Genomic DNA, 18,332 nt, shown 5'->3' with positions numbered 1-18,332 from the left:
TCTTTCGTTATAATAAGAAGATGGAGCGCGGATGTTGTCTGATCCAATCTGCCCCGCCTGCACAGAATGCAGGCTCTACAAGACAGGAAAGTTGAGGATAATAGTATGAAGTATTTTGATGTCATCGTCATCGGCGGAGGCCCCTCCGGGCTGATGGCCGCCATCGCGGCCGGTGAACAGGGGGCGGACGTTCTCTTGATCGACAAAGGTAACAAACTCGGCCGCAAGCTGGCCATTTCGGGAGGCGGACGGTGCAATGTGACGAACCGCTTGCCGGTTGATGAGATCATCCGGCATATTCCCGGAAACGGACGCTTTTTGTACAGCGCTTTTTCTGAATTTAACAATGAGGACATCATCAAGTTTTTTGAGCGCCTGGGCGTCAAGCTGAAAGAGGAAGATCACGGAAGAATGTTTCCCGTCTCCGACAAGGCTCAGAGCGTAGTAGATGCACTTTTAACAAGGCTTGAACAGCTTCATGTGAGCGTACGTACAAACGAAAAAGTGAAAACTGTCCTATACAATGAAGAAAAAGCGAGCGGGATCGTGACGGGCAGCGGCGAAGAGATTGCAGCAGGCTCTGTCGTTATCGCTGTCGGCGGGAAAAGCGTCCCCCATACGGGATCGACCGGAGACGGCTATGAATGGGCGGAAAAAGCCGGCCATACGATTACGGAACTGTTTCCGACAGAGGTTCCGGTTACGTCTGACGAGCCTTTTATCAAGCAGAAAACATTGCAGGGCCTATCACTGAGAAACGTCGCCCTCAGCGTATTGAACAAAAAAGGAAAGCCGGTCATCACCCACCAAATGGATATGATTTTTACCCATTTTGGACTTTCAGGGCCCGCTGTCCTCAGATGCAGCCAATTTGTCGTCAAAGAGTTGAAAAAGCAGGAAAAAGTCAAGCTGAAAATCGACTTGTTCCCTGACATTCATGAAGAACAGCTTTTTCAAAACATGCATAAAGAATTAAAGGACGCTCCGAAAAAATCACTTAAAAACGTGCTGAAGCCTTGGATGCAGGAAAGGTATCTGCTGTTTCTTCTCGAGCGCAACAAGATTGATCCTTCTGAAACCTTCTCATCCCTTTCCAAAGACCGTTTCAGAGCTTTCGTCAAAGACTGTAAAGAGTTTTCCGTCAACGTGAACGGCACCCTTTCGCTTGACAAAGCCTTTGTGACCGGCGGAGGGGTTTCCGTAAAAGAAATCGATCCTAAAAAAATGGCGTCCAAAAAAAAGGAAGGGCTTTATTTCTGCGGGGAAATCCTCGATATTCACGGGTATACGGGTGGGTATAATATCACATCCGCGCTTGTCACAGGCAGACTTGCAGGCTTGAATGCAGGCGGATTTTCGCTTTGCCGGAGAAAAAAATAAAATTGCTCTAAACCCTTGACAAATGTGGAATGGCAGAGTTTCAGCCCAGTGCTGAGACTTGTGCCTTTTTTGAAAAGTATGTTACGGTTAAAGAGTTTTGTTTCACCTGATTGTGGGGTAATAGGGGAAGCTAGGTCAAACTTCCTGAGAGAGAATGATTTTTATATGTGCAACTCATACTAAACATAATGATGGGAGTAAGGACGAAAAATGATTAGAGGGTGAGGATGATTTTGAAAAATATTTCAAGCGTTTTTTGGATTGTGATTGTTATCACAGCAGCAGCTGTATTATGGGGAATCGTTGCTCCGGATAACCTTCAAGCGTTAACGACTTCGATTCAAGGTTATGTTACAAACACACTCGGATGGTATTACTTATTGGTGGTTTCTCTGTTTGTCGCATTCAGCATCTTTTTGATCTTCAGTCCGATTGGAAAGATCAGATTAGGGAAACCTGAAGAAAAACCTGAATTCTCTCGATTATCTTGGTTTGCCATGCTTTTTAGCGCAGGTATGGGCATTGGTCTCGTATTTTATGGCGCGGCTGAACCGATCAGCCATTATGCCATTAGCTCTCCATCAGGTGAAACAGAAACAGCCCAGGCCTTCAGAGATTCTCTGAGGTATACATTTTTCCACTGGGGATTGCATGCTTGGGCGATCTATGCGATCGTTGCCCTTTGCATCGCATACTTTCAATTCAGAAAAGACGCGCCTGGCTTGATCAGCGCGACGCTGTTTCCGGTCTTCGGCGACAGAGTCAACGGACCGCTTGGAAAAGGGATTGACTGCATCGCTGTATTCGCAACCGTCGTCGGTGTAGCGACTAGTCTCGGAATCGGCGCCACGCAGATCAACGGCGGACTCCATTATCTATTCGGAGTGCCGAACAGCTTCCAGGTGCAGCTGGCGATCATTGCAGTCATCACCGTTCTGTTCTTAATTTCCTCATGGAGCGGAATCGGAAAAGGCATCAAGTATTTGAGCAATACGAACATGGTGCTGGCCGGCGTCCTGATGATCTTTATGCTTTTCGTCGGACCGACGGTATTAATTATGAACTCGTTTACGGACACGATCGGAACGTATATCTCCAATGTGGTGCAAATGAGCTTCCGCCTTGCGCCTAATGATCCGGACAGCCGTGAATGGATCAATTCATGGACGATTTTCTACTGGGCTTGGTGGATCTCCTGGTCGCCGTTTGTCGGTATTTTCATCGCCCGTGTATCAAGAGGGCGCACAATCAGGGAATTTTTAATTGCCGTCTTGTTTGCGCCTACTGTGCTGGCGTTTCTATGGTTTTCAATTTTCGGGGTTTCAGCGATGGATCTTCAGCAAAAAGGAATTTTCAACGTTGCAAAACTGTCTACAGACACGATGCTGTTTGGAATGTTTGACCACTACCCGCTGGCGATGATTACATCTATCGTTGCCTTGTTGCTCATTGCCGTATTCTTTATCACTTCTGCAGACTCGGCAACATTTGTTCTCGGAATGCAAACGACTTACGGTTCACTAAATCCTGAGAATTCGGTCAAGATATCATGGGGCATCATCCAGTCAGCAATGGCTGCGGCGCTCCTGTATTCAGGCGGACTATCGGCGCTGCAAAACACCGCCATCCTGGCCGCACTGCCGTTCTCAGTCGTCGTGATTCTCATGATTGTATCGTTATATAAATCTCTGTCACAAGAACGAAAAGAGATTAAACAAGCCGAGAAATTCCAGAAGCCAAGAAGCCCGAGGGTGAAAAAAGCATAAACGAAAACAGCTCTTCTCTCTGAAGAGCTGTTTTTTTATGTCCTGTATAAGATTAGCGCTGAAAAACAGTAAAGCTGTTCGCCTTGAGGATCGCATGCGGCTGATACGTCATATTTTATATCGACCAGCTGGTCTTCCGACAGTTTTTTTAAGAATTCATTGATTTCATGCTGCAAATCTTTTTCGTGTTCTTCATCAAATACGGCCACCTTCAGCATACGCTCTCTCCTTTCTATAATGAAAGGTATTCGCACACAGCCGAAGTTATGCTTAAAATCCTTAGCAAAAGAACCTTCAACATTGGCAGCGGACGCTCCGAACGTTTCCTGACATTTGGTGCTCCATTTTAAATAAAAAAACTTCTTACCTGTACAGATAAGAAGTCAAATCCGCTTATTTTGTTTTCGGCTTCGTGTTTCCGGTCCATTCTAGCATGCCGCCGACCATGTTGGTGACATCAAAGCCTTTATCCTGCAAATAGAGGCAGACATTTTCGCTTCGTTTGCCTGATCGGCACACAAAAATATAAGGCTGATCCTTTTGAAAGACGTCGAGTTTTTCAGGGATATCCCCCATTTTAATGTGGACGGCTTCAGGGATCATTCCTTCAGCCACCTCTTCATCTTCTCTGACATCAATAATGTTCAGCGTTTCTCCTTTTGCAAGCCTGTCTTTCAGTTCATCAGGCGAAATCTCTTTTATCGTCATCATTACTGCTCCCTTCAATTGCCTTTAGGTGAGACTATTATAGCAAAAGTCGGGAGGCCATTTCTATTTCGGCAGGTTTTCTCTATCGTCCGCTGTCAGGAAACACCGATTTGCCCAATGGCTGAAACGATCCGTCCTGTGCTGCAGAATCAGCTGTGAAGCTTCCCCCCATCAGGCAAACAAGCATGACGGCGAAAAAACAAATGGTTTTTTTCATATAAGCTCCTCCTTCATTTTATATATTTGATTTTTCGCATGCTGTGATTTTTCTAGGTAAAGCGCACTTTTTTCATGGTCGCCTGACTTCATGTAGTAGTCGGCAATATCTTTTGTCAGTTCAGCAACATGCGGCCATAGCCGTTTATCCCTCATATATTCAAGCGAAAATTCAATATCGAGCGGATGGCCAGCGTCATACAGGGCAAAAATCAGCCTGAACTTCGCTGCGTATTCATCCTCTCCTTGTTCCGCCGATCTGGTAAATCCCTCTTTGCAGAGACGTCTCGCTTCTTCGGGAGAACCGTTTTTGTACATGAGGTGAGACAGCTCAAAAAGGGTGTTGATGCCAAAAATCGATTGCTCATGGACACCGATTGAAAGGGCTTTTCTAAAATGCTCCTCCGCCAAAAGCGGCATGCTGCATTTGGCATAGTTCAGTCCCATATTATGATAGATCAGCCCGATGATTCGCCGGTTTTGGAGGGAAACGGCCTGATCAAGCGCCCGGCCGTAGTGCTCCTCCGCTTGTTTGATGCGGAACAGTTCAAACTGAACCGACCCGAGAATCATTTCGCACCCGATCGTTTTGTCTATGTATTCTTTATGCTTACTGAAAAGTGAGAGCGCTTTTTCGGAGTAGTTCAACGATCTGAAATGATCGTCTATTTGGTAGTAGGCGGTCGCAATTTTATAATAAAATTCCGCTTTTTCAATTTCATCCGTCAGTTTATGCAGCTTCGTTTCTGCTTTTTTGTAACAGTTGATCGCCTCAAGATAGTTTTTCTCATAAAACTCATACATGCCTGAAAAAAAGAAAAAATAGTATTGAATGATGTCATCCGCGCTCTTAACCGTTTCCTTCTGCCTTTTAATCTTCCGGAAGAGCTCGGCTGATTCTGCAAACTGCTCCATCATCATTTTGCAGCGGTAGTCCAAAAGCTGAAAATAGAGTTCCAAATCCCTGTTTTTGTCCATTTTAGAAAGCAGGTTTTGGATCTCGTATCTCAAAGATACAGCCTGGAGCGCTTCATGGCGCTTGATCATGGTGTACCACTGATTCAAGAGCCCGGCCGCTTTTTCGTATGCCGCTTTCGCTTCCACTTCTTCATTCATCCTTTCTTCTTTTTAAGAGCATAAAGATTACCTTTATTAACTTTATTTTACAGAAGATAATTGTTATTGGCAATTATTTTTATGAATAAGTGCAGGGAATAGCATCAGCTCCAATATTTGAGCTGACTTTCGAGGTTTTTGGCTGAAACAAGGCCTTTTTGGAATTGGTTCGGACAGGTGAGGTTGTATTTTTTAATTTTTTGGTTGATGGCCTCAATCAGCGTTTCGCGCTGATTCGATTTGATCGCTTTTTCTATCTCTTGTTTAATTTCCTTTTGCAGCTTTAGCCACTCCGGCAGATAACGGGCGTTTTTAAGGGTTGACGAAAGTGCATCCCCCTCGAGCGCCTCTTTGCTGAGCGGTTTTCCAAAACCGGGGAGGGACTTGAAGTCGTCTTTCTTTTCGCTCTCCTTTACGGCTTGATCAATCCAGTGTAGATATCGTTTTTTAAATTCTTCACCCATAAGGGCCTCCTTTCACCACACCTAAAGCAAAGGATCAGGTATGTCTTGTCGTTATGGCGGTTTCCCTCTGTTCTACGGCTTCCGCTTTTTTCAACACTTGATATGCCAGCCACATGACCGCATAACTGAGCAGACTGACGCTGAAAAAAGGAACGATCCCGGGCAAAAAGGCAAATGCGATATAAAGCACTGCAGTGACCGCCATCATCGTTAATGTATATTGCAAATACGATATGCCGAGAATGAGCGAAAACTTGAAATACATCCGCTTCTTCCAATCGAAATGGGCGAGCAGCGGGAACATATAAAACAGCATGATCAAAAACAAAAATCCAAAAACCATAATGACGAACCTGAGAACGTGCAATAGGAAATGCTCCGGATAAATAAAAGCAAGGTCAACATAAATGATGATGCCGACCGCCGCCAGAATGAAGCCGATAGCGTTGGAACGAAGAAACTCGCCGCGGTACGCCTGCCAGAACGTTTTGAATATCGGAATATCGGTTTTGCCCATAATCCATTTTCTCATCACGGAAAACAATGCAGTCGTCGCCGGCATAAATCCGAAGACGCCAAGACCGAGCATGGTAAAAACAAACCACAGCAGATTGGCGTAAAAAAACTTCATCACCCATTCACAGAAGCTCAACACCCTTCCAATGGAGACGTTTTGTTCCACGAATTTCTCTCCTCCTTATGTATATTGCCGGGTATACAGAAGTTCACTGATTTCTATCGGCTTTTTTTCTTTGATGGAGCGCCACAATGCCTCGCCGGCTGCAATTGAATAGGCGCCTGCTTCGGCACCGGCCAGAATGTCGTAATTCCTCAAAGGATCTCCTCCGCCAAACAGCTCTTCCAAAAGCAGCGGGTCTCCTCCGCCATGCCCGCCGGGCTGCCTGACGACGCGAATTGTTTCTTTCGATTCAAACAGCGGATAATAATCGATGGTCTGTTCTGGAACTTCAAATGGAACTCTTGCCGGCGCATGATATTCCTGCGTTTCAAGTCTTCCCTTTGTCCCGTTGATTGCAAGCCGGTAGCCTTCATACGGGGCTGAAAAATGAACGGAGTAATTCAGAAGCGCCCCTTTGTCGTATTTCAAAACGGCTGCATACGTATCCTCGATATCGATTTCTTCATCGAAAATACAAGCGTCAGGCCTGTAATCGGTATAGAGCAGATGCTTGTTTTCGTTGGTCTTGACATGGTCGTCCTGCGGGTCGCCTGCCTGCCATCTCATAAAATAGCGGCATTTCTTTTTGACATGGCATGTTCCGCAATAACGTTTTTCCCCTTTTTCAGGATTCATTTCGCCGTCGGGTCCGTAGTAGTACAGACCGCCATAGGCAAAAACCTCGCGGGGCGTTTGATCGAGCCACCAATTGACAAGATCGAAATGATGGGTTGACTTATGGACGGAAAGCCCGCCTGAGAATGCTCTCATCCTGTTCCAGCGTTTAAAATAGCTTGCGCCGTGATACGTATCGATGTACCAGTTCAAATCAACCGATGTAATCTTGCCGAGTTTTCCTTCAAGTATCAGTTCTTTGATCTTGCGGTGGTACGGATTGTAGCGGTAGTTAAATGTAACGGTCACTTTTCCTTTGCTCTCGGCTTCGGCTTTTAACACGGCTGCCGCATCCCGTGCTGTTGTCACCATCGGCTTTTCAGTGACCACGTCAATATCTGCCCGTAAAGCACCCAATATATAGCGGACATGCGTATCATCACGGCCTGCTACAATAATGGCGTCCGGCTTGATTTTGTCAAGCATTTCGGTAAACGCTTTCCCTTCGAAAAACGGGACAGGACGAAGCGCCGGAAACCTTTCTTTGCAGACTTCTTCCCTCAGCGGATCGATGTCCAAGAGCGCAGCGATGCGGTGTTCATCCCCGTATTTTTCCACCAGAGGCTCGATAAACATGTTAAAAGCGCGGCCGCTCAGACCGCATATCGCATATGTTTTCATCGGCTCCTCCCCCTTTCATTCATTTTGATCGAAGCGCTTCGATGAGTTCCGTCGCTTCAGGGGTTTTCTTCGCATAAACCGGTATGAAAGCTGCCATGTCTGTATTCAGCTGAAACGTATAGCCGTTCAAACGTTTTTCTCCTTTTTCGATGACAGCCGCATACTGCTGTACTTCCCCGTGTTTTCCCGGAGCGCTGTACGGCTCTTTTTCTTCCGAAGCAACATTTAATGGCTGAAGTCCTTCAGGATCGTAAAAAGGTTTAAACATGTCTTCTGGAACGATAAACAGATCTCCTTCTTTCGCCGCAATTTCAACAAGGAGTTTTTCAGGTGCAGCCGGGAAAACGGTGATGTTGAGCTGTTCTTTCCCGGCAGCGCGCTGTATGTTTTCCTTTATTTCAGCCGGTGCATCCGAAAAGATCAATACGTCTGTTTCCCGGCTACCATCCTTTCCGCATGAGGAAAGGAGAAGCACTGCTGCGAATAGAAGGACGGAGAAGGCGAAGTTTTTCACTTCGCTTCCCCGCAGGAAAAACGGCCGGTCTTTTCGAGTTCTACAAGAGCCATGATCAATGCCCCGACACCGTGCAGATCGTTGGTGCTTTTTTCCCGCCCGACATAATAATCGTATGTCCCTGCCGATGTTCCGACGCAAATATCTTTTAAAAGCAAGCCTTCTTTTGCACTCAGCTCGATTTTTTCTTCGACGAGTCCTTTGAAAGCCTTTGCCGCTCTATCAATATATGAAGAATCGATATAGCCCATGCGAGCACCTTTGGTCATCGAATACATATACAAACACGAGCAGGAACTTTCAAGCCAATTGTCCGGAAGTCCGCCTTTATCGACAACCTGGTGCCATAACCCTGTGCTTTCATCTTGAAAATCAGCAATGCTTTTGACCATCTCTTGAAGCGTCCGGGTCCACTCCTGTCTTGTGTCATGCCCCTGCGGGAGCAGTTCGATCATGTCGCACAGTGCAAGCGCGTACCAGCCGATTGACCTTCCCCAAAATTCGGGAGAACAGCCTGAGACGGGGTCGGCCCAGGGCATTTGCCTCTTTTCATCCCACGCATGATAATACAATCCCGTCCTGCCGTCTTTCGTATGTTTTCGCATCAGTCTTTCCTCGAGGATGACCATGTCGTACAGTTCAGGCTCATTAAACGCTCTTGCATACTTGAGTGCGAAAGGCCCTCCCATGTACAATCCGTCAAGCCACATTTGATAAGGGTATTTATCTTTATGCCAAAAACCGCCTTCTTCTGTTTGATTCAGCGTTTCGAAAAGGCCCTTCAGCTTTTTTGCGGCTTTACGATAGCGTTCATCGCCCGTTTCATCATACAAAGGATAAAGGAGAAGCCCGGCTTGTATAGCGTCCAGCTCATCCCTCCTGAAATAAAAATTTCCGCAGTCATCGATGAGCTCATCGGCATATTCTTTTACATATTTGAAGTATGCTTCTTGCCCCGTCTCTTCCCAGAGGCGAATCAGGCCGCACAGAAATACGCCCTGATGGTAGTGCCAGCGTCCGGCCGGCGGCAGCCCCTTCGGTGTATACGCTTTCATTATTGTTTTGGCCGCTTCTTCGGCAATGTAAAGAGGCGATTTTGTGATGAGAGATTGATTCATGTCATTCAATTCCTTTCATCAAAGAATATTAATAGATCCCTTCTTCTCCAAATTTCTTCGCCATCCTGTTTGCAAATACGACAAGAATGAGACCGACAGCTGCTTTAAATAAACCGACGGCTGTACTGTAGCTGAACTGTCCCTGCTTTAATCCGGCCGTGTATACATACGTATCAAAGATTTCGGCCACTTCGCGGTTCGTTGCATTCAAAAGCAGATACACATGCTCAAAGCCGAGCTCGAGCGTATCGCCGATTTTCAGGATAAGCAAAACAACGATGACGCTTCTGATCGCAGGAAGTGTGACATGCCACATCCTCCTCAGGCGATTGGCCCCGTCCATTTTCGCTGCTTCGTAAAGCTGCGGATCGACAGCGGTAATCGCTGCCAAATAAATGATTGTCGACCAGCCAGCTTCCCTCCAGATGACCTGGAGAATGTACATCGGCCTGAACCAGCTTTCATTCAGCAAAAAGTTGATCTTTTCTCCGCCGAAGTAAGCGATGATCTCATTGATCAGTCCTCCGTCAACAGTCAACAGGACGAATGAAAGTGATACGACAATGACCCATGACATAAAATGCGGAATATAGATCAACGTCTGGACAAACTTTTTGAACAGTGCGACTCTGACTTCATTCAATAAAAGCGCCAAAATAATCGGTATCGGAAAGAATACGACAAGGTTGAGAAAAAACAAAATCAATGTATTCTTCAGAAGCATAAAAAACGTCGGTTCGGTAAACAGCCTTTCAAAATGCTTAAAACCCACCCATTCGCTCCCCGTTATGCCGAGAAACGGCTGGTAATCCTGAAACGCTATGACAATCCCCCACATCGGCACATACTTAAAAAGCAAAAAATAAATCAGTCCCGGCAGAATCATCAAATATAAATATTTTTGCTGGAGAAACTTTTCCCAAAAACGCGTCTTTCGTTTTTTCTCAACAATAAGGGCCGGATTTTTCCCGGTCTGGACATCGGCTGCTTTCATAAACGGCCTCCCTTCGTGATGTTTGCTTTCACTTTATCCCACCATGAAAAAATAAATCTACAATCATATCATCACATCGGCCGCACCTCGCCCGGCAGCCGGCAAAACCTAATAAAATGAAACGATGGTTAGAAAATGATTATTGACAAATTCACACAAAAGTCGGATTAATTATATATGTACATCTCAAACGAAGATTTGTTGGGGGGGAATTTATGAAGAGAAAACAATATAAGTTTTACTATAAGCTGGTGACCTTCTTTCTCGTCCTGAGCACCATTCCGGTCATCATCGTCGGCTTTTTTTCATATCAGAGATCAGCGGAAACCATTGAACAAAACGTTACAAACGAAAAGCTCCAAACCGTTGGCCAGACACAGCTTAATATTGAACATATTTTAAAAACGGTTGACCATTCCTTCACAAATTACGTCCGTTCCTATCCTTTAATTCAGACGCTCAGCCGCACCATTACACCAGAACGCTTTCAGCTGTACAACCAAATTAACAAGGAATTAAACGAACTGCAGACATTCGATACCGATCTGTCGGATATCACGCTGATCAGCCAAGAAAAAAAGTGGTATATCAACAATTCCGGTTTATATCCTTTAGATCAGGGAAAACAAGCCATCACAATCTCGCTTTACAACGCTTTAAAAAGCCGTTCCAGCTGGCTGCTTGAAAAAAACAATGATCTTGTCGCCACAAAAGAAGGGGCTTCTGGAAACTGCCTGTATAACGTCAATCTGGTCAAACAGCTTCCTCTGAACAGCATGGAAAACAGAGGCCTTGCGATCGCGAGCATTCCTTCTTGTTCGCTTGTCAAGCGCATGCCTCATCATTCAAAAACAAACAGCATGATGGTGCTTGATGACAACGGACGGATCATCCTTCACTCAGACCCGTCAATGATTGGACAATCGATTAAACAAGAAGATTATTTCAAAACGATCCGCCGGCACCAGGAAAAAAACGGCCAGTTTGATACAACAGTCAGCGACACCGCCTATAACATTACATACCAGAAATCAGATTACAATAATTGGATATATGTTTCGTTAACGACCATTCCGGAACTTTATCAGCAGACGGCATCAATCGGCTGGTTCACGTTTACGATCTGCATCATTTTGTTAGCGCTTTCATATCTATTTTCCTGGTTTGGTTCGCGTCATTTTTACAGACCGATCAAGGTTTTATACGAATCCGTCTCCGGCTTTTCTGCGGGGGCCGATTCCGGCCAAGAGAAACCGAAAAACGAATTTGAACTGATTGAACGGAATATTAAAGAGATGAAAAATAAAAACCATGATCTGGAGGTGCGTGTCGAACAGCAGGTCACACAGCTGAAGCAGTATTTTTTAACAAGGCTTTTGCTCGGCAAGCTGAGCGAAGAAGAAATCAAAGACCGCTTTACAGGGCTCGGCTTTCCTGAAGATTGGAGCCACCTGTCCGTTTTCACACTGCAAATAGATACATTGAAAGACACGTCATACGAAAAAAAGGATCTTGATGTCCTGCTGTTTGCGATCAACAGCCTTGTCGAACGATCTGTGCCAAAGAATAAGCGCCTCCCGCCGGTTGTCATTGATAAAACGCAGACAATCATCATGTTGAACCGCGGACAGCCGCTGGACAGGTTTCAGGAAGACTTGGAGCATACCGCATCATCCATCAAGGATAAAATTCATGAAGAGCTTGGATTGTTCATTAGCATCGGTATCAGCCAGCCGTTTACAAGCCTTGCAATGTCGAAGCGCGCTTATTTGGAAGGGCTTGAAGCGCTGACATACCGTCTGAAATCCGGAAAACACACAGTGATTTTTTATGAGCATCTTGACCGCAACAAAGCGTTTTTAACCCAGTTTCCGAAGCAGATTCAAAATGAACTGTTTGAAGCCATTAAAACGTGCAACCGTAAACAAGCAGCCGAACAGCTTCATCTTCTCCTTGAATCGATTTGTTCTGAAAACATGAATCCTCATCACTGCCAGGTTGCGATTGCAAGGCTGTTGAACAACTTGATTGAATTTATGCATTTGCTCGGAATCGAGATTTTTGAACCGAACGAAAATACGATGCTGTACGACGACGTCTTTGAGCTGACGACCATCGAGGAGATCGAAAGCTGGCTGAACGCACAGATCATCGTCAAAATGATCGATACACTCAGCATCAGAGAAGAATCGCAATACAAAAACATCTCAGAAAAAATCGTCCATATTATCCAACAGGAATTCGACACGGACTTAACGCTCGAATCGATCGCAGGAAGGCTTCATTACAACCCCAACTATTTAAGCAGCATCTTCAGGAAAGAAATGAAAATATCGTTCAGCGAATATTTGTCATCCTACAGGCATCATATCGCGAAAAACTGGCTGACGGAAACGACGCTGTCCGTAAAAGAAATTTCTGAAAAACTGAAATACAAAAACCCGCAGAATTTCATCCGTTCATTTAAAAAGCTGGAAGGAATCACGCCCGGCAAATACCGCGAGCTGAAAAATCATTCGGCATAAAAAGACAATCCCGGTTCCCCGGGATTGTCTTCTATTTTTCCGCTTTTTTAAATGACTCCTCATATTCTTCTATTACTTGATTTCCGCCGTTTGTCCGCCATTTTTCAACCGCTTTCTCGAACTGACTTTCATTGATTTTGCCGAGGATGAATTGATATGTGGCATCATCAATAATCTTTTGCAGTTCATCGCCTCTTTCAGATGCGGCCGGTGAGTACAAACTTTCGGCCGGGTTTGAGACGATGATCTCATTATTGTCCTCTGTCAGCTCTTCATATTTAGTACGGAGCGGATCGCCCGTATTTTTCAAGTATTGTTTATCAATGCCGACGAGAGAGACGAGCGGTTGGATTTCCGCCTGCCAGTCTTTCAGTTTTTCGTCCATTCGTTTGAATTGTTTATCCCCTTCTTTTTTATAGTGAACCCCTTCGATCCCGTACGTCATCAGGCTGTAAACATCCTCTTCGGCGATCCGGTCGAAAAAGGCCAGAATCCTCTTCAGCTCTTTTTCTGTTTTGACGCTTGTTTTCGGGAAGGCAAAGATTCCGTTATGCCCGCCCGATGCCCAGACGCGTTCTTTTCCGTCCGGCCCTTTGATCCGATTGATGATCTCAAGCTCCATTTTGTCATCGACAGACTGGTCTCTTAAATTGACGGCATCGACCATATTTCCGACATAAATGCCGGCCTTCCCTTGTGAAAACATCTCCTGCTGCTGCGTTTTGCTCGTAACCGGGAAGTCTTTGTTGATCAGCCCTTCATCATACAGCTTTTTAATATATTTCATCGTATCCATGTACTCTTTTGTCATGAAGTCAGGCGTGAACTTGCCGTCTTTTTCCTCCCAGTCAGTCGGCATGCCCATATAGGACCCCAATGTTTTAAAGGCGCCGTAGATCAAATCGTTTCTGTCGGCAAAGCCGATCGTATCGTTCTTTCCGTTTTGGTCAGGATCTTTTTCTGTAAATGCCTTCGCTGTTTCGTAAAGTTCATCAACTGTCTTCGGCATATCGAGCCCAAGGTTGTCAAGCCAGTCTTTACGGATGACAACCCCCTGCCTTGATAACGGACGCTCTCTGTAGATGCCGTAAAGCTTTCCGTCGATTGAAGCGTTTTTATTGATCAGCTTGTTCATCTTGCTTAAATTCGGATAATCCTTTAAATAAGGGCCGACCTCCCAAAACATCCCCGACCTGAATGCATTCATGACAGATGAATTTTTAATGTCCTGAATGGTGACGACTTTCGGCAGGTTTCCGGCGGCGAGCGCTGAGTTTAAGCGGTCCTCTTTTACCGCATCAGGCACCCACATTAAATCGAGCTTTGTATTGGTGAGCTCCTCGATTTTTTTAATCGCCGTGTCCTTCGGCGGCTGCTGATGATAAAGGATCACCATCCAGCTCAAATCCAAAGGCGAGTTCAGATCGACCTTCTCCTCCTTTGAAGAAGCCTGATCTGCTCCGCTGTTCGAACAGCCAAGCAGTCCGCCGGCCAAAAGCACGAACGCAAAAATCGGAATCAGCCATTTTTTCCCCATATTGTCCCCTCCGTTTTTATCCTTTAATTGACCCTAAGAGAGCGCCTTTTGCAAAGTGTTTTTGAATAAACGGATACACGAGCAGCACCGGTATGGTTGCAACGACAATGACCGCCATTTTGATCGTTTGTTCCGGCGGAGCCGCGGCTGCTCCCATCTCCGTCATATCTCCTTGCATACCGCTTGATACGATGACAATCTGGCGAAGCAAAACTTGTATCGGCCATTTTGTCGCATCGCTCAAGTACAGAATCGCCTGCATGTACGTATTCCAATAGGTGACGGCGTAAAACAGCGAAATTGTCGCAATCGCCGGCAAAGACAACGGAAGAATGATGCGGAAGAAAATGCCGATGTCATTGCAGCCGTCAATTTTGGCGGATTCCTCGAGGCTTGACGGTATGTTTTGAAAAAAGTTCTTTAAAATAATCAAGTTAAACGCATTAATGGCGGTCGGAAGAATCAGAGACCAATAGGTATCGAGCAATCCGAGCGATTTTACGACGAGAAAGGTCGGGATCATCCCTCCGCTGAACAGCATCGTAAACACGACCAAGAACATCAGGACGCGCCTTCCCATCAGCTCCTTTCTCGACAACCCGTATGCCATTAAAGAGGAAAGAAACATGCTGACCGCTGTCCCTACGGCTGTGACAAGAATAGAAATGATTAAGCTTCTGTATACAATGTCAGTTGAAAAAATATACCTGTACGCATCCAGTGAAAAAGTCGTCGGTATTAAAATGAATTTTTTCGAAATGACCTCCTCAACTGTCGCAAAAGAGGCTGCAATAACGTGGATGAACGGCAGCACACAAACCAATCCGAACCCTGTTAAAAATGAATAATTCAATATGTCAAACACGCGGCTTCCAGCAGAATGCCTGATCGTCATTCCCCCCTCCTTGTAAGCGCTGTCAAAAGATTACGATATCGTGTCTAAAATGTAGCAGACAGAAAGGAGAGCGTCTATAATCATTTTTTAAGCAGGATCAGGAAAGCGGAGAAAAAGATCATCACCTTAGAAGATGATACGTCAGTCTTCATCAAGGATGTCTGAGGCGCTGACTTTCGGCTTGTACCCCAGTTCCTGAATGGCGGAATCGATCGACCACGGCCGCCCCTTATTGTCGCTGACAGCATAATATGTACCATATGTTTTGCCGGATTCGATCGCAGCTTTAAAGATCCCGATGAGGTCGGTGTGGGATAACAGCGTTTTTTTGCTCCTCGGTTTTGCGCGCAGCGTTTCCTGCTCATTTTCAGCGGCTGTCCCGATCCGCAGATTGATCACGGAAACCTTGGCGTCTAATTGGTGCGAGAAAAGGTAGCCGAGATTTTCAGACGCCAATTTTAACAAGCCGTACAAGCTTTTGGACTGCGGGTAGTCATCCGTGTTGATCTGCCTCCCCAGCAGAGAATCGCCGTCCTTTTCATATACATCTGTCACATGGTTGCTGCTTGCAAATACCACCTTCGGCACGCCGAGCTCCGCCGCCGCCCGCAAAATTGTATATGTCGCTTTAAAAAAGATATCCGTCATTTTCTCAAACTCCTGCCGGTCAAGCAAATCGCCCGTCGGCTTGACAGCCAAAAGGTTGATCACCGCATCTGTATTCTCAGGAATGCTTTTCACGACTTCATTGTAATCTGCCGCATCTACCCGGACAAACCGGACAGCCGGCTTTTCATCCGGTTCTTTTAAATCCAGCACTGTCACCTCGTATCCTTCGCCTGCCAATCCGTCCGCTAATACGCGGCCGACCGTGCCGTTCCCTCCGATGATCGTCACCTTTTTCACAGTATTCACCTCCTGTTTTACAGCCATGTTTTTAAGAAACCGATCGCTTTATGCCTCATTCCGGCTGTCTCGAGGTGTCCTGAATGAGAGCGAAACACTTCATAGCGTTCACGGGCGCCTTTTTCTTTATACACATCAGACAGCTTTTCTTCAATGAGGTCAATCCCTTGAACTGGCGTCAGTTTATCTGCGGTTCCTACGAGGCTTAAATGTGGCCTTGGAGCGATCAAGCTTTCGATTTGAGCGGTTGAAAAGTGCTTGACCAGCCCGGGAACATACGAATAGAGATTGTGGCGGTCCAAATTTTGCGTCTTGATTAATGTTTCGCTGTCCACCTGAGCGCATATATCAACGCATACGCTGACCCGCTCATCCAATGCAGCAGTCCACCAGGCCATCAGGCCTCCCATCGACATGCCGAGTGAAGCGATGCGGCTTTCATCTGTGTCCTCTCGCATGTTCAGATAATCGATGGCTCTGATGCTGTCGAAGACCATCATTCCCCACATCACCCGCCCTGTCCAAAGCATTTCTTTAAATATCTCACTCTCCGTTTTGCCCCGCCTGTCTCCGAAAGCCCAATGGTCAATCGCCAGCACGGAAAATCCCAAGGCCGTTAATTCCTCGGCGAACGGCGGCGCTTGTAAGTAATCCGCTCCTTCAATCAGCTCCTCCTTTCCCCTTTCGTAACGACCTCCGTGTGAATGACAGTAAAGCACGGCCGGCCGCTTGCCGTTCATCTGTTTCGGTTTTGCAAAATAGGCCGGCACCGCTTCAATTCCGTTTAAATCAAGCAAAAGCGTTTCGAGAATAAAAGATGACTTTTCTTCAATTTTAAGAGTGCTCGCATCAATGCTTTTTTTCCCCGGCAAATCGCCGAGCAGTTTGAAAAGTTGACTGCGCATCGTGTTCCCCTTTCTTTTTTCGTTTGATTCATTAATACGATTTGAAAGGGCGTTTTACCTTTTTCCAGATGATAAGTTGACGGAAGTTCACAATAAACAAGGCGCTGGCAAGCATGATAAACAGTAAGACCCAGGATGATGAAAACAAAAGAAGCAGCGAGAAGCACCCCATGAGAAAGAGGCATACTATTTTGTAAACGCGGCCGGATAACAGCTTGTAAGCAGCAGCAAGACCGCACAGCGAGTTGCAGATGAAAAAGGCGTTTGCGATCAAGACGAGCGTCTCAACATTAAGAAAATGAAACATCAGGCAGACGAAAACGATGGTATGGATGAGAAACATAAGCCCCAGCGCTGCCATCGGCTGATTTCCCCTTGATCTGTAGGCAAACAGCCTGCCGGCCTGCGAGGCCACCAGCCTGGCTGCTCCGCCTGTCACCTGAAAATAAGCGCACATGCAGAGGACAGCGGTGAGCACTGCGATCACCGGCAATGCAAAAGATCCGAACAACGGCGTCAGCATCATCGCCAGCTTCAATTGCCCGTTTGCGAAGAATCCCGGATCAATCCACTGAACAGCTGCCGCAGTCGCCAAATATATGACCGTTACCGTCAGACTGCTGATCACGACGGCCCGTGGAATCGTTTTCCTGCGGTTTTTCACTTCCATACTGTAGTTGCCGACGATTTCCCATCCGACCAATGCCCAGAACAGCAGCAGCAATCCGCGGCCAAAATCGGCAAACTGAAAGGTTCCGTCTACGAGAGGCCCCTCACGGAGGTAAGGCACGGAAGCCGCGCTGCTTCCAAACAGGATGAGTGCCGCGGCAGTGGAGAAAATGAGTGCAACCATGCCGACAAATGAAAGATTAAAGCAAAGGACAACCATACAAAAGATGAAAAAAACAAAGCCGTACAGTTCAGCAGGAAATGCTGTGCCGGCCGCAAGAGAATGAATATATTCGCCGGCCGTCATTAATACGGCGGCGGGGCCGAAACTCGCAGCCATGATAAAATAAAAGACTGCCAACTTTTTAACACGGGAACCGAACGCTTTTTCAGCCGCATAAGCAATCCCGGCATCATTCGGATACTCGACGCTCAATCTGGCAAAAACCCAGGCAAATAAAAAACCGATTCCCAACATTAACAGCCATGCAAAAATCGCATAGTCCCCCGCTGTCTGATGAATCATCGGCGGCAGCAGAATGATTCCGGATCCTAAAATGGGCCCCGTCATCAGCCCGCTTAACAATAAAGGGCCAAGCTTTTTTTCTCTCATACTGATACAATCCTTTCGCAAAGTCGTTAAA

18 protein-coding genes are annotated in these 18,332 nt (G+C 46.2%); 3 read left to right on the top strand and 15 right to left on the bottom strand.

All coding sequences use genetic code 11. The features are described 5' to 3' along the window. The first annotated feature begins 105 nt into the window (after positions 1-105). Both H2R00_RS20705 and opuD read left to right on the top strand, forming a co-directional pair. Complete coding sequence (locus H2R00_RS20705) at positions 106-1,380, top strand: BaiN/RdsA family NAD(P)/FAD-dependent oxidoreductase (RefSeq protein ID WP_182070202.1); 1,275 nt, start codon at positions 106-108, stop codon at positions 1,378-1,380. Positions 1,381-1,610: 230 nt separating this feature from the next. Further along, a complete protein-coding gene (gene opuD / locus H2R00_RS20700; RefSeq protein ID WP_154997213.1) occupies positions 1,611-3,146 on the top strand; it encodes a glycine betaine transporter OpuD in 1,536 nt (511 codons plus the stop codon). 35 nt (positions 3,147-3,181) lie between these two features. Here opuD and H2R00_RS20695 read toward each other — a convergent pair whose 3' ends face one another. The 10 genes from H2R00_RS20695 to H2R00_RS20655 all read right to left on the bottom strand — a co-directional run bounded on the left by H2R00_RS20695 (position 3,182) and on the right by H2R00_RS20655 (position 10,251). Next, the gene (locus H2R00_RS20695; RefSeq protein WP_003184510.1) at positions 3,182-3,364 is read right to left on the bottom strand and encodes a sporulation protein Cse60; all 183 of its coding nucleotides are present in this window, start codon (positions 3,362-3,364) and stop codon (positions 3,182-3,184) included. 175 nt (positions 3,365-3,539) lie between these two features. After that, positions 3,540-3,854, bottom strand: coding sequence for a rhodanese-like domain-containing protein (locus tag H2R00_RS20690; RefSeq protein WP_011198212.1), 315 nt, complete (start codon positions 3,852-3,854; stop codon positions 3,540-3,542). Positions 3,855-3,936: 82 nt separating this feature from the next. After that, a complete protein-coding gene (locus tag H2R00_RS21410; RefSeq protein ID WP_261763508.1) occupies positions 3,937-4,071 on the bottom strand; it encodes a hypothetical protein in 135 nt (44 codons plus the stop codon). Beyond that, the gene (locus H2R00_RS20685) at positions 4,068-5,186 is read right to left on the bottom strand and encodes a response regulator aspartate phosphatase (protein ID WP_182070201.1); all 1,119 of its coding nucleotides are present in this window, start codon (positions 5,184-5,186) and stop codon (positions 4,068-4,070) included. Before H2R00_RS20685 ends, H2R00_RS21410 begins: the two co-directional genes overlap by 4 nt. Positions 5,187-5,290: 104 nt before the next feature. Beyond that, positions 5,291-5,650, bottom strand: a complete 360-nt coding sequence (locus H2R00_RS20680; protein WP_154997207.1) for a DnaJ family domain-containing protein — start codon at positions 5,648-5,650, stop codon at positions 5,291-5,293. Between the two features lie 34 nt (positions 5,651-5,684). Next, a complete protein-coding gene (locus H2R00_RS20675) occupies positions 5,685-6,332 on the bottom strand; it encodes a YesL family protein (protein WP_182070200.1) in 648 nt (215 codons plus the stop codon). A gap of 15 nt (positions 6,333-6,347) precedes the next feature. Beyond that, positions 6,348-7,625, bottom strand: coding sequence for a Gfo/Idh/MocA family protein (locus H2R00_RS20670; RefSeq protein WP_154997203.1), 1,278 nt, complete (start codon positions 7,623-7,625; stop codon positions 6,348-6,350). Between the two features lie 19 nt (positions 7,626-7,644). Further along, positions 7,645-8,139, bottom strand: coding sequence for a lipoprotein YteS (locus tag H2R00_RS20665; protein ID WP_182070199.1), 495 nt, complete (start codon positions 8,137-8,139; stop codon positions 7,645-7,647). Beyond that, a complete protein-coding gene (locus H2R00_RS20660; protein ID WP_154997199.1) occupies positions 8,136-9,257 on the bottom strand; it encodes a glycoside hydrolase family 88/105 protein in 1,122 nt (373 codons plus the stop codon). The genes H2R00_RS20665 and H2R00_RS20660 overlap by 4 nt, the downstream gene beginning before the upstream one ends. Before the next feature lie 28 nt (positions 9,258-9,285). Next, entirely contained in the window at positions 9,286-10,251 is a 966-nt protein-coding gene (locus tag H2R00_RS20655; protein WP_154997197.1) for an ABC transporter permease, read from the bottom strand. 215 nt (positions 10,252-10,466) lie between these two features. Here H2R00_RS20655 and H2R00_RS20650 point away from each other — a divergent pair, with 215 nt between their 5' ends. Further along, positions 10,467-12,776, top strand: a complete 2,310-nt coding sequence (locus tag H2R00_RS20650) for a helix-turn-helix domain-containing protein (RefSeq protein ID WP_182070198.1) — start codon at positions 10,467-10,469, stop codon at positions 12,774-12,776. 31 nt (positions 12,777-12,807) lie between these two features. Here H2R00_RS20650 and H2R00_RS20645 read toward each other — a convergent pair whose 3' ends face one another. The 5 genes from H2R00_RS20645 to H2R00_RS20625 all read right to left on the bottom strand — a co-directional run bounded on the left by H2R00_RS20645 (position 12,808) and on the right by H2R00_RS20625 (position 18,301). After that, complete coding sequence (locus H2R00_RS20645) at positions 12,808-14,313, bottom strand: extracellular solute-binding protein (RefSeq protein ID WP_182070197.1); 1,506 nt, start codon at positions 14,311-14,313, stop codon at positions 12,808-12,810. A 16-nt stretch (positions 14,314-14,329) separates the two neighbouring features. After that, entirely contained in the window at positions 14,330-15,208 is an 879-nt protein-coding gene (locus H2R00_RS20640; RefSeq protein WP_076791082.1) for a carbohydrate ABC transporter permease, read from the bottom strand. A gap of 141 nt (positions 15,209-15,349) precedes the next feature. Continuing rightward, the gene (locus H2R00_RS20635; protein ID WP_182070196.1) at positions 15,350-16,114 is read right to left on the bottom strand and encodes an NAD-dependent epimerase/dehydratase family protein; all 765 of its coding nucleotides are present in this window, start codon (positions 16,112-16,114) and stop codon (positions 15,350-15,352) included. A 17-nt stretch (positions 16,115-16,131) separates the two neighbouring features. Then, on the bottom strand, positions 16,132-17,019 hold the full coding sequence (locus H2R00_RS20630; RefSeq protein ID WP_182070195.1) for a dienelactone hydrolase family protein: 888 nt from the start codon (positions 17,017-17,019) through the stop codon (positions 16,132-16,134). Positions 17,020-17,050: 31 nt separating this feature from the next. After that, positions 17,051-18,301 (bottom strand): APC family permease, encoded by a 1,251-nt coding sequence (locus H2R00_RS20625; protein WP_182070194.1) that lies wholly within the window; start codon positions 18,299-18,301, stop codon positions 17,051-17,053. Positions 18,302-18,332: the final 31 nt, after the last annotated feature.

This window comes from Bacillus haynesii (assembly GCF_014042035.1).
Taxonomy (GTDB): Bacteria; Bacillota; Bacilli; order Bacillales; family Bacillaceae; genus Bacillus; species Bacillus haynesii.
The sequence above is the reverse complement of the archived record's forward strand: the minus strand, read 5'-3'. Positions and strand labels throughout refer to the sequence as shown.